The sequence below is a fragment of the Falsigemmobacter faecalis genome (assembly GCF_003863335.1).
Classification (GTDB): domain Bacteria; phylum Pseudomonadota; class Alphaproteobacteria; order Rhodobacterales; family Rhodobacteraceae; genus Wagnerdoeblera; species Wagnerdoeblera faecalis.
Map to the genome: position 1 here is coordinate 74,522 of NZ_RRAZ01000010.1, position 25,005 is coordinate 99,526.

The 25,005-nt window shown below is 64.0% G+C and carries 23 protein-coding genes and 1 tRNA gene; 8 read left to right on the plus strand and 16 right to left on the minus strand.

Annotation, left to right across the window (positions count from 1 at the left end):
* Positions 1-60: 60 nt before the first annotated feature.
* From nrdE to glpK, 7 genes are all read right to left on the minus strand, one after another.
* Positions 61-2,187 (minus strand): class 1b ribonucleoside-diphosphate reductase subunit alpha, encoded by a 2,127-nt coding sequence (gene nrdE, locus EG244_RS08495; RefSeq protein ID WP_124964575.1) that lies wholly within the window; start codon positions 2,185-2,187, stop codon positions 61-63.
* On the minus strand, positions 2,169-2,585 hold the full coding sequence (gene nrdI / locus EG244_RS08500; protein ID WP_124964576.1) for a class Ib ribonucleoside-diphosphate reductase assembly flavoprotein NrdI: 417 nt from the start codon (positions 2,583-2,585) through the stop codon (positions 2,169-2,171). The genes nrdE and nrdI overlap by 19 nt, the downstream gene beginning before the upstream one ends.
* Before the next feature lie 15 nt (positions 2,586-2,600).
* Entirely contained in the window at positions 2,601-2,822 is a 222-nt protein-coding gene (gene nrdH / locus EG244_RS08505) for a glutaredoxin-like protein NrdH (RefSeq protein ID WP_124964577.1), read from the minus strand.
* A gap of 416 nt (positions 2,823-3,238) precedes the next feature.
* Positions 3,239-4,219: a type I glyceraldehyde-3-phosphate dehydrogenase gene (locus EG244_RS08510; RefSeq protein ID WP_124964578.1), complete on the minus strand. Its 981-nt coding sequence runs from the start codon at positions 4,217-4,219 to the stop codon at positions 3,239-3,241.
* A 96-nt stretch (positions 4,220-4,315) separates the two neighbouring features.
* Positions 4,316-5,491, minus strand: a complete 1,176-nt coding sequence (locus EG244_RS08515) for a DSD1 family PLP-dependent enzyme (protein WP_124964579.1) — start codon at positions 5,489-5,491, stop codon at positions 4,316-4,318.
* A gap of 135 nt (positions 5,492-5,626) precedes the next feature.
* Positions 5,627-5,702, minus strand: a tRNA-Trp gene (locus EG244_RS08520).
* Between the two features lie 110 nt (positions 5,703-5,812).
* Complete coding sequence (gene glpK, locus EG244_RS08525; protein ID WP_124964580.1) at positions 5,813-7,288, minus strand: glycerol kinase GlpK; 1,476 nt, start codon at positions 7,286-7,288, stop codon at positions 5,813-5,815.
* A 117-nt stretch (positions 7,289-7,405) separates the two neighbouring features.
* Here glpK and hemP point away from each other — a divergent pair, with 117 nt between their 5' ends.
* The 3 genes from hemP to bfr all read left to right on the plus strand — a co-directional run bounded on the left by hemP (position 7,406) and on the right by bfr (position 8,627).
* Positions 7,406-7,645 carry a hemin uptake protein HemP gene (gene hemP / locus EG244_RS08530; RefSeq protein WP_407644040.1) on the plus strand — a complete coding sequence of 80 codons (240 nt, stop codon included), beginning with the start codon at positions 7,406-7,408 and terminating at the stop codon, positions 7,643-7,645.
* Between the two features lie 11 nt (positions 7,646-7,656).
* A complete protein-coding gene (locus EG244_RS08535; protein WP_124964582.1) occupies positions 7,657-7,914 on the plus strand; it encodes a (2Fe-2S)-binding protein in 258 nt (85 codons plus the stop codon).
* Positions 7,915-8,141: 227 nt separating this feature from the next.
* The gene (bfr, locus tag EG244_RS08540; RefSeq protein WP_124964583.1) at positions 8,142-8,627 is read left to right on the plus strand and encodes a bacterioferritin; all 486 of its coding nucleotides are present in this window, start codon (positions 8,142-8,144) and stop codon (positions 8,625-8,627) included.
* Between the two features lie 63 nt (positions 8,628-8,690).
* Here the strand turns inward: bfr and EG244_RS08545 are convergent, their stop codons facing one another.
* The 4 genes from EG244_RS08545 to EG244_RS08560 all read right to left on the minus strand — a co-directional run bounded on the left by EG244_RS08545 (position 8,691) and on the right by EG244_RS08560 (position 14,731).
* Positions 8,691-10,961 carry a xanthine dehydrogenase family protein molybdopterin-binding subunit gene (locus EG244_RS08545; RefSeq protein ID WP_124964584.1) on the minus strand — a complete coding sequence of 757 codons (2,271 nt, stop codon included), beginning with the start codon at positions 10,959-10,961 and terminating at the stop codon, positions 8,691-8,693.
* 209 nt (positions 10,962-11,170) lie between these two features.
* On the minus strand, positions 11,171-11,689 hold the full coding sequence (locus tag EG244_RS08550) for a hypothetical protein (protein WP_124964585.1): 519 nt from the start codon (positions 11,687-11,689) through the stop codon (positions 11,171-11,173).
* A gap of 147 nt (positions 11,690-11,836) precedes the next feature.
* Complete coding sequence (locus tag EG244_RS08555; protein WP_124964586.1) at positions 11,837-13,396, minus strand: TerC family protein; 1,560 nt, start codon at positions 13,394-13,396, stop codon at positions 11,837-11,839.
* Between the two features lie 270 nt (positions 13,397-13,666).
* The gene (locus tag EG244_RS08560; protein WP_124964587.1) at positions 13,667-14,731 is read right to left on the minus strand and encodes a cation diffusion facilitator family transporter; all 1,065 of its coding nucleotides are present in this window, start codon (positions 14,729-14,731) and stop codon (positions 13,667-13,669) included.
* A gap of 320 nt (positions 14,732-15,051) precedes the next feature.
* On the opposite strand from EG244_RS08560, the gene EG244_RS08565 reads away from it, so the two are divergent.
* Positions 15,052-15,672: a LolA family protein gene (locus EG244_RS08565; protein ID WP_124964588.1), complete on the plus strand. Its 621-nt coding sequence runs from the start codon at positions 15,052-15,054 to the stop codon at positions 15,670-15,672.
* 136 nt (positions 15,673-15,808) lie between these two features.
* Here the strand turns inward: EG244_RS08565 and EG244_RS08570 are convergent, their stop codons facing one another.
* Entirely contained in the window at positions 15,809-16,390 is a 582-nt protein-coding gene (locus EG244_RS08570) for a transglycosylase SLT domain-containing protein (protein WP_124964589.1), read from the minus strand.
* Between the two features lie 189 nt (positions 16,391-16,579).
* On the opposite strand from EG244_RS08570, the gene hspQ reads away from it, so the two are divergent.
* Both hspQ and EG244_RS08580 read left to right on the plus strand, forming a co-directional pair.
* Positions 16,580-16,906 carry a heat shock protein HspQ gene (gene hspQ, locus EG244_RS08575; RefSeq protein ID WP_124964590.1) on the plus strand — a complete coding sequence of 109 codons (327 nt, stop codon included), beginning with the start codon at positions 16,580-16,582 and terminating at the stop codon, positions 16,904-16,906.
* Positions 16,907-16,957: 51 nt separating this feature from the next.
* On the plus strand, positions 16,958-17,707 hold the full coding sequence (locus tag EG244_RS08580; protein WP_124964591.1) for a DUF599 domain-containing protein: 750 nt from the start codon (positions 16,958-16,960) through the stop codon (positions 17,705-17,707).
* Between the two features lie 30 nt (positions 17,708-17,737).
* Here the strand turns inward: EG244_RS08580 and EG244_RS08585 are convergent, their stop codons facing one another.
* The 4 genes from EG244_RS08585 to EG244_RS08600 are packed head-to-tail and all read right to left on the minus strand — an operon-like array spanning position 17,738 to position 22,524.
* Complete coding sequence (locus tag EG244_RS08585; RefSeq protein ID WP_124964592.1) at positions 17,738-19,177, minus strand: aldehyde dehydrogenase family protein; 1,440 nt, start codon at positions 19,175-19,177, stop codon at positions 17,738-17,740.
* Entirely contained in the window at positions 19,161-20,762 is a 1,602-nt protein-coding gene (locus EG244_RS08590) for an ABC transporter ATP-binding protein (protein WP_124964593.1), read from the minus strand. Before EG244_RS08590 ends, EG244_RS08585 begins: the two co-directional genes overlap by 17 nt.
* The gene (locus EG244_RS08595; protein WP_124964594.1) at positions 20,759-21,580 is read right to left on the minus strand and encodes an ABC transporter permease; all 822 of its coding nucleotides are present in this window, start codon (positions 21,578-21,580) and stop codon (positions 20,759-20,761) included. The genes EG244_RS08590 and EG244_RS08595 overlap by 4 nt, the downstream gene beginning before the upstream one ends.
* Positions 21,577-22,524 (minus strand): ABC transporter permease, encoded by a 948-nt coding sequence (locus EG244_RS08600; RefSeq protein WP_124964595.1) that lies wholly within the window; start codon positions 22,522-22,524, stop codon positions 21,577-21,579. The genes EG244_RS08595 and EG244_RS08600 overlap by 4 nt, the downstream gene beginning before the upstream one ends.
* 164 nt (positions 22,525-22,688) lie before the next feature.
* On the opposite strand from EG244_RS08600, the gene EG244_RS08605 reads away from it, so the two are divergent.
* Together EG244_RS08605 and xrtE are read left to right on the plus strand one after the other, a co-directional pair.
* Complete coding sequence (locus tag EG244_RS08605) at positions 22,689-23,150, plus strand: lytic transglycosylase domain-containing protein (protein WP_124964596.1); 462 nt, start codon at positions 22,689-22,691, stop codon at positions 23,148-23,150.
* Between the two features lie 237 nt (positions 23,151-23,387).
* Positions 23,388-24,986, plus strand: coding sequence for an exosortase E/protease, VPEID-CTERM system (gene xrtE, locus EG244_RS08615; RefSeq protein ID WP_124964597.1), 1,599 nt, complete (start codon positions 23,388-23,390; stop codon positions 24,984-24,986).
* Positions 24,987-25,005: the final 19 nt, after the last annotated feature.

Here is a 25,005-nt window from a genome sequence, read left to right on the forward strand (position 1 = left end):
AAAGACGCCGGGACGGACCCGGCGTCTTTTTGCGATGTCACTCTCTCGGCAGAGCCGGGCTTACAGCGTGCAGCTGACGCAGCCCTCAACCTCGGTGCCTTCCAGAGCGGTCTGGCGCAGGCGGATGTAGTAGATCGTCTTGATGCCCTTTTTCCAGGCATAGATCTGCGCGCGGTTGATGTCGCGGGTGGTGGCTTCTGCCGGGAAGAACAGCGTCAGCGACAGGCCCTGGTCGACGTGCTCGGTCGCGGCCGCATAGACGTCGATGATGGCATCGGGGCCGATCTCATAGGCGTCGCGGTAATATTCCAGGTTCTCATTCGACATGAAGGCGGCCGGATAATAGACGCGGCCGATCTTGCCTTCCTTGCGGATCTCGATTTTCGCCACGATCGGATGGATCGAGGAGGTCGAATTGTTGATATAGCTGATCGAGCCGGTCGGCGGCACGGCCTGGAGGTTACGGTTGTAAAGACCATGGGCCATCACATCGGCCTTCAGCTGCTCCCAGTCGGCGCGGGTCGGCAGGGTTTTTCCCCCGAACAGACGCTCCACCTCTTCCGAGACCGGCAGCCAGTCACGGGTGGTGTATTTGTCAAAGAACGAGCCATCTGCATATTTCGACTTGTCGAAATCTTTGAAGGTCGAGCCATGCTCGCGGGCCAGCAGGCAGGAGGTGCGGATCGCATGATAGGCGATGGCCGCAAAGTAAACGCTGGTGAATTCAACCGATTCCGGGCTGCCGTAGTGGATGCGTTCGCGCGCCAGGAACCCGTGCAGGTTCATCTGCCCCAGACCAACGGCATGGGCCTCATCATTGCCGCGACGGATCGAGGGCACCGATTCAATCGAGGACATTTCCGACACAGCCGTCAGCGCACGCACAGCCGTTTCCACCGTCGCACCGAAGTCCGGGCCGTCCATGGTCGCCGCAATGTTCAGCGAACCGAGGTTGCAGGAGATATCGGTGCCGAGATGCTTGTAGGACAGATCCTCATTGAATTCAGAGGCTTCATTGACCTGCAGGATCTCTGAGCAGAGGTTCGACATGGTGATGCGCCCGTGGATCGGGTTGGCCGCATTCACGGTGTCTTCGAACATCACATAAGGATAGCCCGATTCAAACTGGATCTCAGCGATGGTCTGGAAGAAGGCGCGGGCCTTGATCTTCTTTTTCTTGATGCGCTTGTCGTCGACCATCTCGTCGTATTTCTCGGTGATGGAGATCTCCGAGAAGGGCACGCCGTAGACTTTCTCAACGTCATGCGGCGAGAAGAGGTACATATCCTCGTTTTTCTTCGCCAGCTCAAAGGTGATATCCGGGATCACCACACCCAGCGACAGCGTTTTGATACGGATTTTCTCATCCGCATTCTCCCGCTTGGTGTCGAGGAAGCGCATGATATCGGGGTGGTGCGCGTTCAGATAAACCGCCCCCGCGCCCTGACGTGCGCCCAGCTGGTTGGCATAAGAGAAGCTGTCTTCCAGCAGTTTCATCACCGGGATGACGCCCGAGGACTGGTTCTCGATGCCTTTGATCGGGGCGCCCATCTCACGCAGGTTGGTGAGCATGAGGGCCACACCGCCACCGCGCTTTGAGAGCTGCAGTGCCGAGTTGATCGAGCGACCGATCGATTCCATGTTGTCTTCAAGGCGCAGCAGGAAGCACGAAATCAGCTCACCGCGCGACTTTTTCCCGGCGTTCAGGAAGGTCGGCGTGGCAGGCTGAAAGCGGCCCGAAAGCACCTCTTCCATGAACTGCATCGCCAGCTTCTGATCGCCGCGGGCCAGCGCCAGTGCGACCATCACGACACGGTCTTCATAGCGCTCAAGGAAGCGCTGACCGTCGCGGGTCTTCAGCGTGTAGCTGGTGTAATATTTGAACGCGCCCAGGAAGGTCGGGAAGCGGAACTTCTTTTTGAAGGCCGCATTCCAGATGCCGTGCAGGAACTCACGCGGATATTGCGCCAGCACCTCGGCCTCATAATAGCCTTCCTCAACGAGGTAATCGAGTTTTTCATCCAGCGAGTGGAAGAAAACCGTGTTCTGATTCACATGCTGCAGGAAGTACTGCCGCGCCGCCATACGGTCGGCATCAAAGCGGATCTTTCCCTCATTGTCATAGAGGTTCAGCATCGCGTTCAGGGCATGGTAGTCCATGGCAGGTTTTACACTGTTGTCGAGCATTCCATCCCCCGGAATTTTTCAAGACCCGCTGTCACGCGGTCAATATCAGTCTCGGTTCCCGCCAGCTCAAAGCTGTAAAGAACCGGAACATTGCATTTAGCCGCAATCACCCGACCTGCAAGGGCATAGGTGACGCCGAAGTTCCGATTACCCGCTGCGATCACACCGCGCAGCAGAGCACGCCGCGCGGGATCGTTCAGAAAGCGGATCACCTGTTTGGGCACCGCGCCGCGCCCCTCGCCGTCCGCATAGGTCGGGCAGATCAGCACGAAGGGCTTTTCAGGCACCGGCATCTCCTCTTTGGGAGAGACCGGGATGCGCAGGGCCGCAAGGCCCAGACGCGCGACAAAGCGGGCCGTATTGCCCGAGCCGGAAGAAAAATAAACCAGACCCGCCAAAGCGCCCGCCGCCGGTCAGGCCAGACGGCCGATCATGTCCGGACGAAAGCCGGCCCAATGCGCTTCACCGGCGATCACAACAGGCGCCTGGCGATAGCCGAGCGACTGCACCATCTCCATCGCCGCCGCATCCTGCGTGAGGTCGATCACGTCATAGGACAGACCCTTGGCATCGAGTGCGCGGGTCGTCGCCGTGCACTGAACGCAGGCGGGTTTGCTGTAGACGGTGATGGTCATTTCCTGACTCCTGTCCGAACTGTTAAATACCGCTCCGATCCGCGCCCCCGGCCACATGCCGGAAGACCCGCATCGTGCCAGAGACCGGCCGCAGCAGCTGGTCTGTCACGACCCCGGGGTCGCATATGCACAGACACGACTGCACGCCTCCCGACTTGTGCCGAGAGCCTGTCCATTCGTATCTCTACAGAGCTTTCCAGAGGTCTGCCGATGCGGCCAATGGCTGCGCCGGCGTCCTGCCCCGTCTTCGGTTGACCCGTCCTCGTGACCCCTTCATTTCGCATCCGGGGGGCTTGGAAGTCAATCAGGGAAAACTGCTCCGGACCCCATATATTGGGGTTGACGAGGCAACTAAGTATATCTGTTGCGTTTTATCCACAGACCACTGTGAACAACTTTCTGTGCGCAAAATGCGCTCAGACCGCGCGTTCCCACAGCGATGCGACATCGAGCATGCGGCAGGAAAAGCCCCATTCGTTGTCATACCAGCCGAAAACCCGCACGATCCCGCCGCCCGTGACCACGGTCTCCGGCAGCGCCATAACCACACTTTCGGGCCGCGCGCGCAGGTCCGAGGACACCAATGGCTTGTTCGTCCAGCCGATAACACCGCCCGCAGATTGCAGAATCGCGTTGATCTCTGCCGCCGTGCCATGATGCCGCGGATGAAAGCTCAGATCGATCGCCGAGACGCTGGCCACCGGCACCCGAACGGCGGCGCAGGAGACGCGGCCCGCAATCTGCGGCAGCACCACATCGACCAGATGACCCGCGCTGGTGGTGGTCGGCACCATCGAAAGCGCCGCCGCCCGCGATCTGGCAGGGGCGCCGCGCGGCGCATCCACCGTGGGCTGGCTGCCGGTGTAGCAGTGGATCGTCGTCATCCAGCCTGATTCCACCCCCACCGTCTCCTCCAGCACCCGCAGCAGCGGCGCCAGCGCATTGGTCGTGCAGGACGCATTGGAGACGATCTTATGGCTGCGGCGCAGCGCCTCTTCATTGGCCCCGAGCACCACGGTGAATTCCGCAGCCTCTGAGGGGCCGGAAATCAGCACCCGCCCTGCCCCGGCCCGCAGACCGCGCGCGGCCACCTCGGGCGTATCGGCGCGGCCGGTGCATTCCATCACCAGATCAATATCGCTCAGATCCAGAGTTGAGAGATCCGCCGCACGGGTCAGGCGCAGGCGGCGGCCCGCCACGAGCAGATGGCCTTCCTCCAAACGGACCTCACCGGGGAAGACGCCGAAAACGCTGTCAAATTCCGTGAGATAGGCGACATCTTCGGCGCTGGCGATATCGTTCAGAGCGACGATCTCAATCCCCGGCCAGCGCCCGGTGATCCAGGCCCGCAACACCGTCCGGCCGATCCGGCCCATTCCGTTAAGGGCGACCCGCATTGCCTGAACTCCCGCGCATCCGTGATTCGTCGCGCGGCACACTGCGCCTGACGAAGCGGAACTTCCAGAGGGCGTGACGCATAGCCGCCCCCCGTTTCAGTAAGACCTCCCCCGGGCCGAGACCGGCCAGAGCACTTCCACCTGATCGCCGCGCAGACCAACATACCAGTCATGCAGATTGCAGGTCGGATCGCAGTGCCCGGGCACCAGCCGCAGCCGCTCGCCGATCCGCAGGACCCCCTCCGGGTCGCGGATCTGGCTATGCTCGTCTGACACGCCCGTGCAGGTCAGACCCGGCCGCCCGAAGACCAGCGGCAGACCTGATTCCATGGTCAGGCTTTTCAGCCCGGCATCCGTCACCGCCTGGCCGGGCTTTGCGGTGCTGATGACCTGGGTCAGCACAAAAAGTGCATTCTCCCAGAGGCCCTCATCAAAGCGGCGCCCCTCAATATCGAGAACGCGGCCATAATCGGCATCCATAAAGGCATAGCTGCCGCATTGCAGCTCGGTATAAATCCCCGACGACGTCTCAAAGGTATAGCTGCCCGTCCCCGCCCCGGTCACGGTTTCGGGGGGAAGTCCGGCCGCTTTCAGCGCGTCAATCACCTCTGCAGTGCGCAAAATCGCCTCTGCGGCAGCGGCACGGCGGCTGTTGAATTCGGTCAGATGCTGCACCGAGCCCTGATAGCTCTGCAGCCCCGCATAGCGCAGCCCCTCGGCCGCCGTGATGGCCTGCGCCAGCGCCACGGCCGCATCGGCGCCCTGCACGCCGCAGCGCCCGGCACCGCTGTCATATTCGACCAGCACATCCAGCGGATATCCGTGCCGCGCCACCGCCTGCGCCAGATCAGCCACCGCCCCGGGCGCATCCACACAAACGGCGACCCGCCCGCCAAAGCGCGGCAGCTGCGCCAGACGGTCGATCATCCGCGGGTCGCGCACTTCATTGCTGATCAGAATGTCCTTCACCCCGGCACGGGCGAAAACCTCAGCCTCAGAGACCTTCTGGCAGCAGATACCGCTCGCGCCGCCGATCTGCTCCTGCAGGCGGTAGACATCGACCGAGCGGTGCATCTTGCCGTGGACCCGCAGCTTCATGCCATGGGTGGCGACAAAGGTGCTCATGCGGCGCAGATTGCGCGCGAGCGCATCGAGATCCAGAATCAGCGCCGGGGTCTGCACCTCTGAGAGCGACATGCCCGGCAGCGCGGGCAGATCGAACCCCGGCTCAAGCCCTGCCAGATGCTGCGGAACGGAACTCTCTTGCGCCATGATCCCTCGTCGCAAAACCGCGCAGCACGAGGAACCGTCTGCGCGAAACACTTCGCAGATGGGTGACGCGCAAATGCTCACAGGTCAAGCGAAGGCCTGACGGCAAGGCGTAAAAACAGCGATGTCGGAAGAAAATGGCAGGGGCAGCAGGGTTCGAACCCGCGACCTACGGTTTTGGAGACCGTCGCTCTACCAGCTGAGCTATACCCCTGTCGTGCGGCCTGATTAGGTATTTTGCCCAAGGCCGTCAAGCGGGTATCAGCGCTAAAATGCGATGACACACGAATTTTCCCGCCCCGGCCTTTGCGGCAGGGCGGCCCCTCAGAAGGCCAGCGTGGCCGCCACCGCTTTTTGCCAGCGGGCATAGCGCGCCGCGCGGATGGCCGGGTCCATCTGCGGCTCAAAGCGCCGCCCGGCCTGCCAGCTGCGGGCAAACTCCTGCGGGCCAGGTGCCAGATCCGAGGCCCAGGCCGCAAGCCAGGCCACCCCGCGGGCGGTGGCCTCGGTCACTTCGGCGCGGTCCACCGGCGCGCCCAGAATATCCGCAATAAACTGCACCACCGCATCCGAGGTGGCCATTCCGCCATCCACCCTGAGCACCATATCCGCGCCGCCCGGCCAGTCGGCCTGCATCGCACCAATAAGATCGCGGGTCTGATAGCCCGCCGATTGCAGCACCGCCCGGGCTATCTCAGCGCGGCCACTGCGCGCGCTTAGCCCCAGCAGCGCGCCGCGACTGTCGGGCGACCACCAGGGCGCGCCAAGCCCCGAAAAGGCCGGAACCAGCAAAGTGCCATCTGCGGGATCGGCCAGCGCGGCCAGCGCCTCCAGCTCTTCGGGGCGGGCGATCAGCCCGGGGCCGTCGCGCAGCCATTGCACCGCCGCACCCGCGACGAAAATCGCGCCCTCCAGCGCATAGCTGACCTCTCCCCGCAGGCGCGCGGCCACGGTGGTCAGCAGCCGGTGGCGCGACTGCACGGCCTGAGCCCCGGTATTGAGCAGTACAAAGCAGCCGGTGCCATAGGTCGATTTGATCTGCCCCGGCGCAAAGCAGCCCTGCCCCATGGCGGCGGCCTGCTGATCGCCCGCCACGCCCCGGATCGGCAGCGCCTGCCCAAGGGCCGCCACATCGGTCACGCCAAAATCACCCGCGCTGTCGCGCACCTCCGGAAGCAGCGCCATGGGGATCCGCCAGAGCGCGCAAAGCGCCTCATCCCAGCGCTGCGTGTGAATGTTGAAAAGCCCGGTGCGCGCGGCATTGGTGGCATCGGTCACATGCAGCCGCCCGGCCGTCAGATGCCGGATCAGCCAGCTGTCGACGGTGCCAAAGCACAGCTCTCCGGCCTCGGCGCGGGCGCGGGCTCCGGGGAGGTGATCCAGAAGCCAGGAGAGTTTGCCGGCGGAAAAATAGGGATCGGCCAGCAGCCCGCTGCGCGCGCGGATCAGATCCTCGTGACCGGCCGCGCGCAGGGCCTCACAGGCGGCGGCGGTGCGGCGGTCCTGCCAGACGATGGCCGGGTGCAGCGCCTCTCCGCTGGCGCGGTCCCACAGGATCGTGGTCTCGCGCTGGTTCGTCAGCCCGATCGCCGCCACTGAGCCTTTGGGCACCCGGGCCAGCACCTCGCGCGCGCAGGAGAGAATGCCGTCGAGCAGCTCCCGCGGGTTATGCTCGACCTCACCGGGGCGGGGGTAGCTTTGGGTGACCGGGCGGGCGGCGATCTGCAGCGGACGCAGCTCCGCATCAAAGAGAATCGCGCGGGACGAACTGGTCCCCTGATCCAGGGCAAGAATGGTCATGGCGGCACTCTCCCTCTCAATCCCTGGCAGGATGTCGCTCAAAACGCCGCTCTGCAAGCCTGGCGGGGGTGGAATCTATATCCGACTAAAACAATACGGCTTGCCTCCGAAGCCTTTTTGTCGGATTTAAGGGGCATCCTGAACCTCTGGGACGCCGCAATGTGCAGCCACCTGAACGGACCCCTGCAAGACCCCTCTGAGACCCCTGCCAGCGCAGCGGGCGCTCTGCCATCCGGGGTGCCGCTGCATGAGGCCCTGGCGCTGACGAAGGGCGGCGGGCTGGCGGGAATTGAGCTGAACGGACAGGTCTATGCCCTGCGGATCACCCGCCAGGGCCGGCTGCTCCTGACTAAATAATCGGACCTGAGATGATCGTCTGTCACTGCCTGTCAATTTCGGACCATGAGATCCGCGCCGCCGTTAAATGGATGCGGGCGGCGGACCCCGATACGATCATCACCCCCGGCAAGATCTATCACGCGCTTGGCAAACGGGCCGATTGCGGCGGCTGTATGCCGCTTTTTCTGTCGACCATGCGCGGCTGCGAAGAGTTCGGCGTGCAAAACGCCGACAGCCGCCCGCCGGTCCTGCGCAGCCCGATCCGTGCAAAACGCGTCGCAGGCTGAGATTTTCTGAAACACTTCCGCCTTTTGTGCGTTCTCCTGCCACAGGCGGCTGAGCAGTGCTGCCCCGCTGACGGAAGGTCGGTGGCTGAGCGGCAGAGTGTCAGTCTCAAGACTTAGAATTGTTCTAAGATTCTGCTGCAGCCCCGTAGACAAACCGGGAGAGGCGGGATTACGCTTGAGCGGCACAGCGCAACGGCCTGTGGCAGGTCCAGCAAAAGGAGCGCGCCATGAAAGGCGACATTAAGGTTATTGAATATCTGAACGCCGCGCTGCGGTCGGAACTGACGGCGGTCAGCCAGTACTGGCTGCATTACCGCCTGCAGGAAGACTGGGGCTATGGCCGCCTTGCCGACAAAAGCCGCGAAGAATCAATCGAAGAGATGCGCCACGCCGACCGCCTGATCGCGCGGATCATCTTCCTTGAGGGCCATCCGAACCTGCAAAAGCTCGATTCGCTGCGCATCGGTCAGACCCTGCGCGAAACGCTGGAGGCCGATCTGGCGGGCGAGCATGACGCCCGCACCCTCTATATCGAAGCCCGGCGGTATTGTGACGAGGCGGGCGATTACGTCAGCCGCCAGCTTTTCGATTCGCTGATCGCCGATGAGGAAGGCCATATCGACTTCCTGGAAACCCAGCTCGGCCTCTTTGATAAGCTTGGCGAAGAGCGTTACGGCCTGCTGAACGCCAAACCCGCCAATGAGGCGGAATAAGCCATCAGCGCGTCAGATCACCGGATGGGGCCGCCTGAAGGGCGGCCTTTTTCGTTGCACGGCTCAGGCGCGCTGCTGCAGCAGCGACCAAAGCTTCACCGGCGGGAAGGGCATATCCGCATAGCCGATCCCCTGCGAGGCCAGGGCATCGCGCACCGCATTGGCAACCGCCGCCATGGCCCCCACCGTCCCCGCCTCTCCGCAGCCCTTCATGCCAAGGCTGTTCGCGGTCGAGGGGACCGGCGCGAAATCCACCTCAATCATGGGCACATCGGCGGCGCGGGGCATGGCGTAATCCATGAAACTTCCGGTCAGCAGCTGCCCCTGATCGTCATAGACCAGCGCCTCACTCAGCACCTGGCCCAGCCCCTGCACCACGCCGCCATGAACCTGCCCCAGCACCAGCGCGGGCGCCAGCAGCGTGCCGAAATCATCAATGATATGATAGCGATCAACGCTCGTGGCCCCGGTCTCGGGGTCAATCACCACCTCACAAAGATGCGCGCCATTGGGAAAAGAGCGCGCAGGCAGCGTCGCCTCAGCCCGGTGCGAGGTCAGATCTTCGCGCCCCTGGTCCTGCGCCAGCGCCGCCGCCTCCTGCAGGGTGAAGCTGCGGTTCTGCCCCGGCAGGCTGAAACGCCCCTCCGCAAACTCCGGCACCGCGCCAAACTCCGGCGTCAGGAACGCCGCAAAGGCCGCCGTCATCTGCGCAATATTGGCGCGGGTCGCATGGGTCTGCACCGTGACCGAGCGCGACCCGCCCGTGCCGCCGCCCACGGCGATCAGATCACTGTCGCCCTGAATAACGGTGATGTCCTCCGCCGGAATGCCGGTTTCACGGGCGAGAAATTCGGCAAAAACCGTCTCATGGCCCTGGCCGTTGGACTGGGTTCCGACCCGCAGCGTGACCTTGCCGCCCGGCAGAAACGCAATCTGCGAGGCCTCTGAGGGCGCGCCCATGATGGCCTCAATATAGCTCGCCACGCCCATACCGCGCAAAAGGCCACGCCCGGCTTCTGTGCGGCGGCGGTCTTCAAAGCCTGCGGTATCGGCCGACAGTTCCAGCCTGGTCAGGGCCGCGTGGAAATCGCCGACGTCATAAAGCTCTCCCATCGGGGTTTTATGGGGGAAATGGCGGATGAAATTGCGCCGCCGCAGATCAAAGCGGCAGATATCCAGCGCGCGCGCGGCGTGATCCATCAGCGTTTCCAGCACATAGATCGCCTCCGGACGGCCCGCGCCGCGATAGGCATCGGTCTGGCAGGTGTTGGAATAGATCCCCTCCACCGTCAGAAGCGCCGCCGGAATATCGTAAACCCCGGTCAGCACCCGGGCGAACATCTCAGACTGCACGCCCTGGCCAAACTGCGAATTATAAGCCCCAAGCGCTGAGAGATTATGAACGCGGTAGGCCAGGATCCGATGATCCGCGTCAAAGGCAAGCTCCGCCTGCGAGATCAGATCCCGCCCCGCATTGTCGCTGAGCATCGCCTCAGAGCGGTCGGACATCCAGAAGACCGGCGCGCCCAGCGCGCGGGCGGCGGCGGCGATGACGATATATTCGGGGTAGTTCATCGCCTTCATGCCAAAGCCACCGCCGACATCGGGGTTGGTGACGCGTATCGCCTCAGGGGGCAGGTTCAGCTGGGTGGCCAGCTGCGCCTTCTGGCCCCAGACGCCCTGGCCGTTCACGCAAAGATGCAGCCGCGTGCCGTCCCATTCGGCAAAAGCGCCGCGCGGCTCCATGCTGGCCGCCGCAACGCGGTGATCGGCGATCTGCAGCGAGACGGTGCGGGCGGCGCGCGCAAAGGCCGCCTCCACCGCAGGGGCATCGCCCAGGGCAAAGCGATAACCAATGTTGTCCGGCGCCTCGGGATGCAGCGCAGGTCCGCCCGGCGCGAGGTCGGTTTTCACCGGCAGATCGTCGAGATCCGCGAGGATCGCCTCAACCCCGTCGCGGGCAGCAGCGGGGGTTGCGGCCACCACGCAGGCGATCAGCTCCCCCGCAAAGCGAACAATGTCGCGGGCAAGGACCGGGCGCTCCGGCCCTGCCCCGGGCGATCCATCCGGGCCGTTGACCCGGTAGCCGCGCATCGCCGGGTTCACGCCCGCGGCCTCCAGATCCGGCAGCGCCCAGACGAGCCGGACCCCCGGCACCGCCCGCGCCGCGGTCAGATCCAGTCCGGTGATCCGGGCATGGGCCTGGGGCGCGCGCAGAAAGGCTGCGAAAAGCGCGCCCGCGGGCACCAGATCGGCCACATAGCGCCCCTCGCCTTTCAAAAAGCGAAGGTCTTCCCGCCGACCGCCCTGCGCCAGACCGAATGTATCCTGCATGTCCCGCCCCCTCATATTCCCCGCGAGGGTAAGAGAGCCCCGCCACTGCGGCAAGCACAGCCTGCGCCGGATGGCCTTGCCTTCGGTCTGAGAGGCCGCATCAGCAGATTTCGGCTGGAAAGCGGGGATGAAGGGCCTCGCCTCAGGACATTCAGCAGGGCCAGGGGTTCAGACAGCCCGCCCCCTTCGGACAGCAGGGGCCGCCGCGCTTATTGCACGAGGCGCAGGCCCGGGTGGCTGGCGTGATAAACCGAGCCGCCGCGCGGGGCAGGCAGCAAACGCGAGAGGCGAAGTGCTGCGGTGATCAGCGCGGGATCAATGCGCCCGTGGCCCAGGCCTGCCAGTTCCTCCCGCGCCAGCGGGGTCAGATCCTGACGCAGGGCGCGCAGCAGCCGTAAAAGCGCGGCCTCATCATCACTTAGCCGCAGGCGGGCGTGCAGATCGAGGGGGTCATGCACCGCAAACGCCCCCTCACGCAGCGCCAGAAGCGCCTGCACCAGATCCGCCGCCGCCCCGGCAATCTCAAGACCCCTGAGATCGCCCCAGCGCTCCGTCGCGATGGTGAAGGCATGGGTCCAGGCCTCACTCCGGGGCCTTTGATTGGCGATGGTGAAATGACGCACCACGGACAGCACCCCCCGCTCGGTCTGATCGCAGCCCAATCCGGTGACGGTCTGCAGCGCCCGGGTGGCAGAAATGTCAGCAGTGACAGGGCGAAGCGCGGTCATAGCGGGGTCCTCTCCGTAAAATTCCCCAATATCCTGGTATTTTACTAAGGAATACGCAAGCCGAAACCGCCCCGCCTCGCTCAGTCGTGACATGAAAAAGCCCGGGGCCAGCGGCCCCGGGCTTTCCACGCTCCTGCATGACGCGGATCAATACTCCGGCGCGGCCTCCCGGCGGACGCGCACTTTATCGATGGCGCGGCCTTCCATGGCGATCACCTCAAACTCCAGCGGCCCGGCCTTCACCCGATCACCCGGCACCGGCAGACGGCCCAGCTGCCACAGCACATAGCCCGCCAGCGTCGAATACCGCTCGGCATCATCGGCCAGATCGGCCTCCAGCAGCCGCGAGGCATGGCGGATGTCGATCCAGCCGTCGACCAGCCAGGAGCCGTCTTCGGCCTGCTCGGCGGTCAGCGGCGCCTCATCTTCGTCGGGGAAATCCCCGGCGATGGCCTCCAGCACATCCGTGGGGGTCGCAATCCCCTCAAACGAGCCGAATTCATCGACGATCACCGCCAGCTGAACAGGGGATTTGCGCAGATGCTCCATCAGGCGCAGCACATCGACGCTTTCATGCACCACCAGCGGCTGGCGAACCGAACGCTCCACATTGATCGTGCCCTCGGTCAGCAGATCGCGCATCAGATCACGGGCCAGCGCCACGCCGACAAAGTCATCCAGCGAGCCGCGCGCCACGATGAACCGCGAATGCGACTGGCTGAGGATCTGAGAGCGGATCTCATCCTGGCTCTGGTTCAGATCGATCCAGTCCACCTCTGCGCGGGGCGTCATGATCGAGGTGGCGCGGCGCTCGGCCAGACCCAGCACGCCCTCAATCATTTCCTTTTCTTCCTGCGCGAAAAGTTCCTGCTGCGCCGCCTGGTCAGCGATGGCATCACCCGAGCCCAGATCCACATCCGAGCGTTTCCCCCCCAGCAGACGCAGCACCGCCGAGGCCGTGCGGTCGCGCAGATCCCCCGAAGTGATATACCGCTCGCGGTTCTTGCGGCCGATCTGGTTCAGCGCCTCAATACCCACCGAGAAGCCAATGGCAGCATAGAGATAGCCCTTGGGCAAATGATAGCCAAAGCCTTCGACGATGAGGGTGAACCCGATCATCATCAGGAAGCCCAGACAGAGGATCACCACGGTCGGATGCTTCAGCACGAAGGCCATCAGCGACTTCGCCATAAAGAGCATCACGCCCATGGCAAGGATCACGGCGATATACATGATCGACAGATGCTGGACCATGCCAACGGCCGTGATCACGCTGTCGAGCGAGAAGACCGCATCCAGCACGACGATCTGCAGGATGACCTGCCAGAAGGCCACCTGAACAACGCCGGTTTCTTTCTTTTCAGCATGCCCCTCAAGCCGCTCATGCAGCTCCATGGTGCCTTTGAACAGCAGAAAGACACCGCCGAAGATCAAAATCAGATCCCGGCCGGAGAAGCCATGACCGAGGACCGTAAAGAGCGTCGTCTGAAGCGTGATGATCCAGGCGATGGAGGCCAGCAGGACCAGACGCATCACCAGGGCCAGACCAAGCCCCAGCAGACGGGCTTTGTCGCGCTGATGCGGCGGCAGCTTTTCAGCCAGCACCGCGATAAAGACAATGTTGTCGATGCCCAGCACGATCTCAAGAATGATCAGCGTGGCAAGGCCCGCCCAGGCGGCCGGGTCCGACATCCATTCAAATAACATTGAAGCTTTCTCCGAGGGAGGTGTGCAGCCTGCTGCCCGCAGAAAACGGTTCAGAGGCCAGCTTGATGCGTAAAGCGCAAAGTCGCGCTTTGGTTCTGCTCAGCCTGTAAACCTGACCGGCGTCCCGCAATCGGGACGCGCCGCTTCGGTCCCCGTCGGGGCCTTCTGCGGCAGGGGATGACCCCGCAGGGGCGGCAACGGCCGCCGATGAGCTGTCAGAACTCTGCATCGCCTCAGTTTATGCGCTATCCCGGTCTCTGCAAAGCGGAATTACGCGCTTTCCGGACCGTGTCCGCGCCGAAGTTCCCCCGCCCGGTTGACCTCGACCGTCGCGTGCTCAATCCCAAAACGCTGTGCCAGTCGGGCGCGCACCAGATCCGGCAGATCGAGGGGCTCTGCCCCGTCAGCGGCGGAGACATGGACGGTGGCCACATAGCGCTCATCCGTCAGGGTCCAGACATGGACATGACCCGCCGCCGCCACCTGCGCAAGGCCCTCAAGATCCGCGCAGATCACCTCCGGAGCCAGCCCCGCCGGCGTGCCCTGGAGCAGCACATGCAGCGAGGCTTTCACCAGTCCCCAGGCCGAGCGCAGCACCAGCACCGCCACCAGAACCGACAGGATCGGATCAAGCGGCATCCAGCCCGTCAGCATAATCCCGACCGAGGCCCCGATCGCCCCCACCGAGCCCAGCAGATCGCCGATCACATGCAAAAGCGCGCCCTTCAGGTTCTGATCGCTCCCCTCGCCGCGCATCAGGACGAAGGCCCCGATCAGATTGACCAGCAGGCCGATGACCGCCACCACCAGCATCGGCCCGGCCATGACCTCAACCGGCGTGCGCAGCCGGGTCACGGCCTCCCAGGTGATCCAGGCCACCAGCAGCAGCAGCGCCGCGCCATTGGCCAGCGCCGCCAGCACCCGAACCCGGTGATAGCCATAACTCGCCGCCTCATCCGCCGCGCGCCGTGCCACGCGGTAGGCCACCAGCGCCAGAGCCAGCGCCGCCGCATCCGACAGCATATGCCCCGAATCCGCCACCAGCGCGAGCGAGCCCGACAACCAGCCCCCCACCGCCTGGATCAGCGCATACCCCGCCGTCAGCACCAGAACGATGAAGATCCGCCGCTCATTGCCCCCGGTGACCTTCGGCGCATGGCTGTGGTCATGGCCTGCGTGATCATGGGAGTGGGGGTTTTCGGCGGAGTGGTCATGGCGGGCGCTCTCATCGCCCGCGTGGGTGTGAAGGGCATGGTCATGTGCGGAGTGGTCATGGGGGGAGCCAGAGTGACCAACGCTGTGGCCCTGGCCCGGGGTCTCCGGGGTCTCAGGCATGGCTCTTTCTCCCCGAGTCGTTCTGCTGACTGTCGGTTTCGATGTAACCCCCTCGCTCCCCGAAGGAGCAAGCGCGAAATCATACATAGCCGTGAGGACCAGGCTTCGGTCTGTGGCGTCCTCCCTGCCTCCCTGCCCCCGCCGACACAATATCGGGGAAACGGCCGCCCGGCTGGGGCGTTATCTGACCAATGAACTGCCCCGACACCGTTTTGGCACCGCTTTGCGGCCCCCTGATCCGGCGGCGCTCTGTTACAGCGCGTCACGCCTTCGCGAAGGGGGATGGCTGCCGCCGCAACTGCCCTTATATTGAGGCTATGATGCGTATTGCCCCCCTTCTCGCCCCGATCGCCGCTCTGATGATGGCTCTGCCGGCTCAGGCCGAAAAGCTGCCGCTGACGGAGTTGTCGCGCTATCTCAACAGCCTGACCACCGCCCAGGCGGAGTTCACGCAGGTCAATGCCGATGGCACCATTGCCACCGGCATCATTAAGATCTCGCGTCCCGGCAAAGTGCGCTTTGAATATGCGCCGCCCGATAAGTCCCTGGTGCTGGCGGACGGCCAGCAGGTGGCGATTTATGATCCCAAATCGAACCAGCCGCCGGAGGTTTACCCCCTTAACCGCACGCCGCTGAGTGTGATTCTGGCGCCGAATGTGAACCTTAGCCAGGCGAAGATGGTTGTGGCACACCGCGAGGATGGCCCGACGACCAAGGTGACCGCCCAGGACCCGCAGCACCCGGAATACGGCAAGATCGAGATGGTCTTCACCGCCAATCCGACTGAGTTGCGTCAATGGGTGATCACCGATGACAGCGGCTCGCAGACCACGATGATCCTTGGCGAGTTGAACAAAGGCCTTCGCCTTTCGGCACGTCAGTTCGACATCAATGAGGCAACCGACCGCCGCACCAACCCGGCTGGTGCCGCCAACCGCTGAGCGGTCACGCCCCCTTCTTTTGCCGCCCCCTGCCAAGGGGGCGGTTTTTCATACCGCGGCTTCGGATCTTCAAAGCGCAGAGCACAACGCCGCCCACCTGGCAAAGGGGGCGGCGTTATGCTGTAAATTCACCGGCTCAGCGGCAGGACTGCAACTGGGTGCGGTAGCGCTCGGCCCGTGCCTCAACCCGGCCCGCCACGCCCAGAAGCCAGGGCTTGGCGTTATAGCTGCCGCGGGCATAGCCGCTGCGGCCCTCGTGATAGGCGAGATACTGGTTGCGGGCGTCATGTTTCGAAAGGCCCAGCCGCTCCTGGGATTTCTGGAAATACCAGCCCATGAAATCGGTCGCATCATGGATGCGGTCGCGCTTGGCACTGTTGCGACCCTCTTCACGCTGATACTCAAGCCAGGTGTCATCCAGCGCCTGACTGTAGCCATAGGCCGAACTTTGCCGGCCCATGGGGATCACGCCCAGCGTATAGCGGAAGGGCGTTTTGGCATTGCCCACAAAGCGCGATTCCTGATGGATGACGGCCATCTGCACATGCAGCGGCACCCCCCAGCGGCGTTCAGCCGCCTTCATGGCGCGGGCATATTTCGGCCGTTCCTGCATCAGCGCGCAGGCATTGTCGAGATTTCTCGGCGCAGAGAAGTTGCCGCCGCCACAGGAGGCAAGCAGCAGCAAAAGCGCCACCAGTCCGGGAATTCTGCTCTTCATGGTCTGCCTGTCGTTTTTTTCCACCATAGCCTGGATGAGGCAGCCTGAAAATCCTCAGCCGGTAAGAATGCCGTGTAGGCCAGACGACCTGCGGATTGCTGCGCAACAATCCGTTTCGCAGCCAGGGCGTGGCTGTCCTGGACAAGGCCCCGGCGGTCACGTAAAAGAAGGCGGACGGAGGGTCTTTCGATGCTGAAATCGCAGGCCAAATATCATCTCGGGCAGGTGGTACGCCACCGCAAGCATCCCTTTCGCGGGGTGGTTTTCGATGTGGACCCGAAATTCGCCAATACCGAAGAATGGTATTCCGCGATTCCCGAAGAAGCGCGCCCGCGCCGCGATCAGCCGTTTTACCATCTGCTCGCCGAGAACGACCAAAGCTATTACGTGGCCTATGTCTCTGAGCAGAACCTGCTGCCGGATGACACCGGAGAGCCGGTGGATCACCCTGATCTTGGTGATCTTTTTGGTGATTTTCAGGGCGGACGCTATGATCTGCAGTTTCAGATGAACTGAGCTGCGGGTCAGCCTCTTGTTGTCCCCCCGCGGGCGGGCCATTCTGGTGCCATGACCCTGACTTCTCTTCTCAGCCAGTTCACCCCGGCCGACGCTGCGGCGCTGGCCTTTCTCTTCATCGGCTGGACGGCGCTGGTGCGCTATATTGAGCATCCGCCGAAGCATAATCCTTCGGTGACCGTGCTGATGTCGCGCATAAGGCGCGACTGGATGAAGGCCATGGTCACCCGACAGCCGCGCATCGTTGATTCGAATGTGATCGACAGCCTGCGTCAGTCCACCTCTTTCTTTGCCTCAACCTCGATGATCGCGATTGGCGGCGGCATTGCGCTGCTGGGCGATGCGGAACGGCTGGCGGGCTTTGCCAATGATCTGACGCTGGAGACCAGCCGTTCGGTCATTGAAGCGAAACTGGTGCTGGTGATCCTGCTGGTCGCCAATGCCTTTTTGAAATTCGTCTGGGCGAACCGGGTCTTTGGCTATTGCTCGATCATGATCGCTTCGGTGCCGAATGATCCTGAAACGCCAGGAGCTTACCGGCGTGCGATGCAGGCGGCGGAGATCAATATCACTGCGGCGCGCTCCTTCAACCGCGGGCTGCAGTCGGTCTATTTCGCCATCGCGGCGCTGGCCTGGCTGGCGGGGGCTGCGGCGCTGGCCCTGGCGGTGGTGGTGACTTTGGCGATGATGTGGCGGCGGGAATTTGCCTCGGCCTCGCGCCGGGCGATCTGGGTGGCGGTGCGCGAAGCGCCCCGCGAGAAAGAGGAAGCGGGGGCTGCCGCCCCCGCACCCCGGCTTTAAGGGGGCTCCCGCCCCCTTAAAAATCCCGTTTCAGCCGTGGTGCGCGGCAACCGTCTTCAGGACGGAGAAGCCATAAAGCGCTTCAAAGCCCTTTTCGCGGCCATGGCCGGATTTGCCGATGCCGCCGAAGGGCAGTTCCACCCCGCCTGCCGCGCCGTAATTGTTCAGGAAAACCTGGCCCGCGCGCAGGCGTTTCGCCATCCGCATCTGGCGGCCGCCGTTTTCTGACCAGACGCCTGCGACCAGACCAAACTCGGTGCCATTGGCGATTTTCACGGCCTCCTCCTCATCGCTGAAGGGGATGACGACCTGAACGGGGCCGAAAATCTCTTCCTGCGCGAGGCGGTGATCGGGGTTGACCTGGGCGAGCAGCCGGGGAAGCACATAATGCCCGCCCTGAGGGGCGTCGGGGCTTAACACGCCCTGTCCGGCCAGGGTCAGATCTTTGCCAAGATCCAGCATGCTGTGGATCATGCTGCATTGTTTCGCCGAGATCACCGGGCCGACATCCGGATCGCTCAAAGCCGCGCCGACGCGCAGCGCGCCATAGCGGGCGGCCATTCTGGTGACCACCTCATCATAGCGCGCGCGGTGCACCAGGATGCGCGAGGAGGCCGAACAGGTCTGGCCCGCGTTCTGGATGCCCGCATTCACGAGGAAGGGCAGTGCCTTCTCAAGATCGGCGTCTTCAAAGACCAGCTGCGGGCTTTTGCCGCCAAGCTCCAGGGTGACGGGGATCACATGGCGCGCCGCCGCCGCCTGGATCAGTTGCCCCACCGACACCGAGCCGGTGAAGGAGATGTGGTGGATGCCGCGATGCCCTGAGAGCGCGGCCCCGGCGGTCTCACCCAGACCCGTGACGATATTCAGCGCCCCTGCGGGAAGCCCCGCCGCCATGGCGATGCGGCCAAAGGCCAGGGCCGTCAGGCTGGCTTCTTCCGCGGGTTTCAGCACCGTGGCATTTCCCATGGCCAGCGCCGCCCCGACCGAGCGGCCAAGGATCTGCATCGGGTAATTCCAGGGGATGATATGGCCGGTCACGCCATGCGGCTCACGCAGGGTATAGACGGTATAGCCATCCAGAAAGGGGATCGTCTCGCCGTGGAATTTATCGCAGGCCCCGGCGTAGAATTCAAAATACCGCGCCATGGCGATGGCATCGGCGCGGGCCTGTTTCAGGGGTTTGCCGACGTCGCGGGCCTCAATGATGGCCAGCTCTTCGGTGTGTTCAAGGATTTTGCGGCTGATATTCATCAGCACGCGGCCACGCTCAAAGGCGGGCATACGGCCCCAGTCGCCCTGCAGCGCCGCCTCAGCTGCGGCCACGGCCTCATCGATGTCAGCCGCGCCGCCTGCGGCGATTTCGGACCAGATCTCACCGGTGGAGGGGTCTTCGACGCCCAGCACCTCAGCGGTGCGGCGCCAGGTGCCGCCGATCAGAATTTCGCGCGGCTCATACCAAAGCGTCATTTGAAACAGTCCAGTCAGACGGGATCACCGGCGTCGCAGCGATCAGTTGGCGGGTATAGGAATGGCGCGGGGCAGAAAACACCGCCCCCGTCAGGCCCTGTTCAACAATTTCACCGGATTTCATCACCAGAACCCGGTCCGTAATGGCACGCACCACATGCAGATCGTGGCTGATAAAGAGATAAGACAGCCCCAGACGCCCCTGCAGATCGGCCAGCAGATCAAGGATCTGCGCCCGCACCCGCACATCCAGCGCCGAGACCGCCTCATCGAGGATGATAAGCTCCGGCCGCACGATCAGCGCCCGGGCAATGGCGATCCGCTGGCGCTGCCCCCCCGAGAATTCGTGGATGTATTTCTCAGCATCTGAGGGTTTAAGCCCCACTTCCGTCAGCGCCGCCGCCACGCGGTCGCGCTGCCCGGCCGGAGGGATCGGGGCGAGGTGGAAGGGCTCTGCCACCAGGCGGCCCACTTTGTGGCGCGGGTTAAAGCTGCCGTAGGGGTCCTGGAAAACCACCTGCATCCGGGCGCGCTGCGCAGGGGGGACGGCCCCGGCGCGGATCTTTTCACCGCAAAGCGTGATGCTGCCGCCCTGAATCGGCTCCAGCCCCAGGATCGCGCGGGTGAGGGTGGATTTCCCGCAGCCCGATTCCCCCACCAGGCCAAGGCTTTCGCCCCGGTGCAGGGTGAAGCTGACGCCTTTGACGGCCTCCAGCCGGGGTTGGGGGCCGAAAAAGCCCGCCCTCGGCAGGGCATAGCTGCGCCGCACGCCATCCACGCTCAATAAAGGCTCAGTCCCGGCGGTGGCGGCGCGGTCGGGCTGATGGGCAGAGGCCGCGAAAAGGCGGCGGGTGTAGTCATGCGCGCGGGTGCGGAACAAAGCCTCGGTCGGTCCCTGCTCGACGATGCGGCCCTGCTGCATGACGGCGACTTCATCAGCCACGCCCGCCACCACCGCCAGATCATGGGTGATGAGCAAAAGCCCCATGCCCTCTTCCGCGACCAGATCTTTCAACAGATCCAGGATCTGCGCCTGGGTCGTCACATCCAGCGCCGTCGTCGGCTCATCGGCGATCAAAAGCTTCGGGCGCAAAGCAATGGCCATGGCAATGCAGACCCGCTGGCGCTGCCCGCCGGACAACTCATGCGGAAAGCGCGACAGCGGAAAGCGATCCTCGGTCAGCCCCACACGGTTCAGCTTGTCGCGCGCGATCCGCAGCGCTTCCGCCCGGGTTGCCGCGCCATGGATCACCAGGGTCTCCGCCACCTGATCGCCGATGCTTTGCACCGGGTTCAGCGCGGTCATCGGCTCCTGGAAGATCATGCCGATCTCGCGGCCGCGCACATGGCACATCTGCGATTCTGTCAGCGCCAGCAGATCATGCCCCTGCAGCTTTGCAGCCCCCGAGACCTTCGCCCCTTCAGGCAGCAACCCCATGACCGAAAAAGAGGTCAGCGATTTGCCCGAGCCGCTTTCGCCGACCAGACCAAAGACCTCGCCCGCCTTCATGGTGAAGGAGACATTCTCAAGGATCGGCGTCCCATGGATCGAGAGCGACAGATTTTCGACCGACAACAGGCTCATCTTGCGCGCCTCAACCGCGGATCCAGGAGATCGCGCAGCCCGTCTCCCATCAGGTTCAGCCCCAGCACCGTCAGAACGATCGCCAGACCCGGCAGGATCGCCAGATGCGGAGCCATGGAAATCATCGTCTGGCTTTCCGCCAGCATCCGCCCCCAGGAGGGGATCGGCGGCTGGGCGCCCAGACCCACGTAGGACAGCCCGGCCTCGGCCAGAATGCCCAGCGAGAACTGAATGGTGCCCTGCACGATCAGCAGATTGGCGATATTGGGCAGGATATGCTCAGCCGAGATGCGGGCCTGACCCTTGCCGGCCACTTCCGCCGCGCGGATATAATCCAGCGTCCAGAGCGAGAGTGCCCCGCCGCGCGTCACCCGCGCAAAGACCGGAATATTGAAGATCCCGATGGCGATGATTGCATTGGTGGCCGAGGGGCCAAAGACGGCCGTGATCAGAATGGCAATGACCAGCGAGGGGAAGGCAAAGACCAGATCATTGCCGCGCATGACCAGCTCATCCACCAGCCCGCCGCGCCGCGCCGCCGCCAGCAGGCCCAGTGGCACGCCAAAGGCGATGCCAATGCCCACGGCCAGGATCGCCACCGCGATAGAGGTGCGCGCCCCCACCATCAGCATCGACAGGATATCGCGGCCAAAGTGATCGGTCCCCAGCAGGAACCCTGGCGTGCCGACCGGCTTCATCTTATTGGCAATCGCCAGCTGCTCGACCGGCACCGGCACCCAGACCAGCGAAATCAGCGCCGCCAGCGCGAAAAGCCCCGCCAGCGCGGCCCCGAGATAAAGGCTCCAGCGGGTCCTCATGCGCGCCTCCGCAACCGCGGGTCGACCAGGGCATAGGCCAGATCCACCAGAAAATTCACCAGGATCACCGCGCCGACCAGCAGCATCACCACAGATTTCACCACGATCAGATCGCGCTGCGTGATGCCCTGAAAGATCAGACGGCCAAGCCCCGGCAGGAAAAAGACATTCTCAATGATGATCGCGCCCGCCAGCAGAAAGCTGAACTGCAGCCCCAGAATGGTCAGCACCGGGATCAGCGCATTGCGAAAAGCATGGCGCAGCACGGCCTGGGTGCGGTTCAGCCCCTTGGCCCGCGCCGTGCGCACATAATCCTGGGTCAGCGTCTCAAGCACTGAGGACCGCATCACCCGCGCAAGGATCGAGGCCTGGGGCAGCGCCAGCGCCACCGCCGGAAGCGTCAGGGCTTTGACATTGACCCAGATCCCCTTCTCCCACCCCGGAAAGCCGCCCGAAGGCAGCCAGCGCAGATTGACCGCGAAAATCAGCACAAGGATCATCGCAAACCAGAAATTCGGCACCGCCACGCCCAGCTGCGTAGTGCCCATGACCGCCAGATCCGTGGCTTTGCCCTGCCGCGCCGCCGCCAGCAGCCCCACCGGCAGCGCAATGGCCGTCGAAAGCACCAGCGCATAAAGCGTCAGCGGCACCGAGACTTCCATCCGCGCGGCAATCAGCTCTGAGACCGGGGTGCGATAGGTATAAGAGGTGCCAAAATCGCCCTGCAGCATGCCCGTCACCCAGACCAGATAGCGCGACAGCAGCGAGCCGTTCAGCCCAAGCTGCTCGCGCAGAGCCGCAAGCGTATCGGGAGCGGCATTCATCCCCAGCATGAAACTTGCCGCATCGCCCGGAATGATTTCGAGCACGGCAAAAATCACGAGACTCGCCACTACGAGGCTCAGGATCAGTGAGACAAGCCGCGAAGCCGCATAGCGTAGCATGAATTCCCCTTCGTTCCCGCCCAGGCTAGCGAGACAGAGATTGCGGGTCCAGCAGAATGAGCATGGCTCTGCCGATGAAAACGCCGATGCGGCTTTGAAGAAAATTCCATCTTGCCCTGTGCTTCCGGCGCGCTATTGCGGGGAGGATCAACAGGAGATGCCCCATGCCTTCGCTTTCGCGCCGTATGCTGATTGCCGGTCTGCTGACCTCGGGGCTGACGGCCTGCGGGGGGGGCCGCCGCGATGAGACCCGCGATTACGGCACCGGCCCGAGCCCTGAGATCAACCGCCTGATCCATCACTACGCCGATCATTACGATGTGCCGCGCGGCCTGGTGCACCGCGTCGTGCAGCGGGAGAGCAAATATAACCCCCGCGCCCGCAACGGCGGCTATTACGGGCTGATGCAGATCATGCCGCAGACCGCCCGCACCATGGGCTATCGCGGCAGCCCTGAGGAGCTGCTGAACCCCGACACCAACCTGCGCTATGCGGTGAAATATCTGCGCGGGGCCTGGATGGTGGCGGATGGCAGCCACGACCGCGCCGTCTCCTGGTATGCGCGGGGCTATTATTATGAGGCCAAGCGCCGGGGCCTGCTGCGCGAAACCGGCCTGCGGGCCTGAAACCGCCAGCCGCATCGCACCGCACCGCACCGCACCGCACCGCACCGCACCGCACCGCACCGCACCGCACCGCACCGAAGATCTGCAGGGCGGGGCCGGAAAACCATATCCGAAACACTTTCGCCTTATTCTCACTCTACTCTGTGACGCAGGCCCGTGTCAGGCTGCGGCGGATCCGCGTCCGGGCAGCCCTTCCCCGCGCGGCAGAGTTTTTTCAGTGTAGCCGGAGATGCCTTTATGAACCGCCGCCCCGCTCTGCGCCGCATGGCCAAGCTGATCGCATTTTTTCTCTTTGAGATCATAGTCGTAGCGGTTCTTTGGCAGGGGCTGGCAAACTTTGAATGTCAGCTGACCGGATCGGAGGGGGTCTGCCTCTTCCTGCGCAGCCTGCCTGCCAGAGCCCTGGCGCTGCTTGCCGTCTGGACGGTGATTCTGCTGGCGCGCCCCGGCATTCTCACACGATTTTTCGTCACGGCCGCAGATCCGGCAGGCGAGCGGGCGAAATGGGTGCATTTTGCGGGCGTGGCGCTGCTTCTGCTGCCGCTCTTTGTGGGGCTGGGGCAGGATCTCTCGCCCTGGTTCCGGGGTCTGGCGGCCTGCTGGCTGACCGGGGCGCTGCTGGCCAGTCTCGGCGGGCTCTGCTGGATCGCACCGGCCCGCGCCTGGGGGGCTGCGCTGCGCCCGGTGCTGCCCGCCCTGATCCTGATCACCCTTCCGGCCTTCTTCGCGCCGGAGATCACCATGGTGTTCCAGCAGCTCTGGACCGGAGATGCCACGCTGACCCTGGTGACGTTTTATCTCGTCAGCATCCTCGTGCATCTTTTAAACGGCGCGGTGCTGAGTGATCCTTCCGCCCTGGTGATCGGCGCGGGAGACTTCTTCGTGCGCATCGCGCCCGAGTGTTCGGGCGTTGAGGGGCTGGCCCTGGTGGGGGGCTTTCTGCTGCTCTACGCCGGGCTTTTTCGCGACCAGATCCGGGCGCTGCCCTATTGGCTGGTGGTGGTGCCGCTGGCGCTTCTGGCCAGTTTTGTGCTGAACATCCTGCGGATTGCAGGCCTGGTGCTGATCGGCATCAACGGCAATCCGACCCTGGCGGTGGAGGGGTTTCACTCCTACGCGGGCTGGCTCTTTTTCACCATTCTGGCCCTTTTGCTGATCTGGGCGGCGCAGTCGCTGCCCTGGCTGCGCAAAACCGCCGCCCCCCGCGCAAAGGGAGAGGGGCTGCGCAGTGACTGGCTGGCGGCGCGGATGCTGCCCTTCATCGCCTTCATGGTGATCTCGGCGCTGGTCATGGCGGCTTTCGCCCATCCCGAACTGGGCTATCCGCTGAAAGCCCTGGTGATGGCGGCGGCGCTGCTGTTTTTTCTGCCCGCGCTGCGCAGTCAGGACTGGCGGCCTGCGGGGCTGCCGCTGCTGGCGGGTCTGGCGGTCGGCCTTGGCTGGTGGCTGGGCAGTCAGGACAGCGACACCGCAGGAGAGGCGCTGCTGGCGCAGCTGATCGCCCTGCCCGCACCGATCCTCGGGCTCTGGATCCTGTGCAGGGCGGCGGGGACCATCCTGCTGGTCCCGGTCATCGAGGAGCTGCTGTTTCGTGGCTACCTTCAGCCGCGGCTGAGCCTGCGCGGCCCGGTCGGGGCGCTGATCGGGCTGGTGCTCACCTCGCTTCTGTTCGGGCTTTTGCACGGGCGTGTGCTGGCGGGCTTTCTATCAGGCCTCGTGTTCGGGGCGCTTTATCTTTGGCGCGGGCGGATTTCCGATCCGGTCTGGGCGCATATCACGGCCAATGCGCTGATCGCCGTGATCGCCCTCATCACCCGGGATGTCGGCCTGATCTGACGAAAAAACCGCAGCCCCA

Coding starts and splice junctions, on each gene's coding strand:
- nrdE (WP_124964575.1), bottom strand. CDS start 2,187: ATGCTCGACAACAGTGTAAAACCTGCCATGGACTACCATGCCCTGAAC.
- nrdH (WP_124964577.1), bottom strand. CDS start 2,822: ATGACCATCACCGTCTACAGCAAACCCGCCTGCGTTCAGTGCACGGCG.
- EG244_RS08510 (WP_124964578.1), bottom strand. CDS start 4,219: ATGCGGGTCGCCCTTAACGGAATGGGCCGGATCGGCCGGACGGTGTTG.
- EG244_RS08515 (WP_124964579.1), bottom strand. CDS start 5,491: ATGGCGCAAGAGAGTTCCGTTCCGCAGCATCTGGCAGGGCTTGAGCCG.
- glpK (WP_124964580.1), bottom strand. CDS start 7,288: ATGACCATTCTTGCCCTGGATCAGGGGACCAGTTCGTCCCGCGCGATT.
- EG244_RS08535 (WP_124964582.1), top strand. CDS start 7,657: ATGATCGTCTGTCACTGCCTGTCAATTTCGGACCATGAGATCCGCGCC.
- bfr (WP_124964583.1), top strand. CDS start 8,142: ATGAAAGGCGACATTAAGGTTATTGAATATCTGAACGCCGCGCTGCGG.
- EG244_RS08545 (WP_124964584.1), bottom strand. CDS start 10,961: ATGCAGGATACATTCGGTCTGGCGCAGGGCGGTCGGCGGGAAGACCTT.
- EG244_RS08550 (WP_124964585.1), bottom strand. CDS start 11,689: ATGACCGCGCTTCGCCCTGTCACTGCTGACATTTCTGCCACCCGGGCG.
- EG244_RS08555 (WP_124964586.1), bottom strand. CDS start 13,396: ATGTTATTTGAATGGATGTCGGACCCGGCCGCCTGGGCGGGCCTTGCC.
- EG244_RS08560 (WP_124964587.1), bottom strand. CDS start 14,731: ATGCCTGAGACCCCGGAGACCCCGGGCCAGGGCCACAGCGTTGGTCAC.
- EG244_RS08565 (WP_124964588.1), top strand. CDS start 15,052: ATGCGTATTGCCCCCCTTCTCGCCCCGATCGCCGCTCTGATGATGGCT.
- EG244_RS08570 (WP_124964589.1), bottom strand. CDS start 16,390: ATGAAGAGCAGAATTCCCGGACTGGTGGCGCTTTTGCTGCTGCTTGCC.
- hspQ (WP_124964590.1), top strand. CDS start 16,580: ATGCTGAAATCGCAGGCCAAATATCATCTCGGGCAGGTGGTACGCCAC.
- EG244_RS08580 (WP_124964591.1), top strand. CDS start 16,958: ATGACCCTGACTTCTCTTCTCAGCCAGTTCACCCCGGCCGACGCTGCG.
- EG244_RS08585 (WP_124964592.1), bottom strand. CDS start 19,177: ATGACGCTTTGGTATGAGCCGCGCGAAATTCTGATCGGCGGCACCTGG.
- EG244_RS08590 (WP_124964593.1), bottom strand. CDS start 20,762: ATGAGCCTGTTGTCGGTCGAAAATCTGTCGCTCTCGATCCATGGGACG.
- EG244_RS08595 (WP_124964594.1), bottom strand. CDS start 21,580: ATGAGGACCCGCTGGAGCCTTTATCTCGGGGCCGCGCTGGCGGGGCTT.
- EG244_RS08600 (WP_124964595.1), bottom strand. CDS start 22,524: ATGCTACGCTATGCGGCTTCGCGGCTTGTCTCACTGATCCTGAGCCTC.
- EG244_RS08605 (WP_124964596.1), top strand. CDS start 22,689: ATGCCTTCGCTTTCGCGCCGTATGCTGATTGCCGGTCTGCTGACCTCG.
- xrtE (WP_124964597.1), top strand. CDS start 23,388: ATGAACCGCCGCCCCGCTCTGCGCCGCATGGCCAAGCTGATCGCATTT.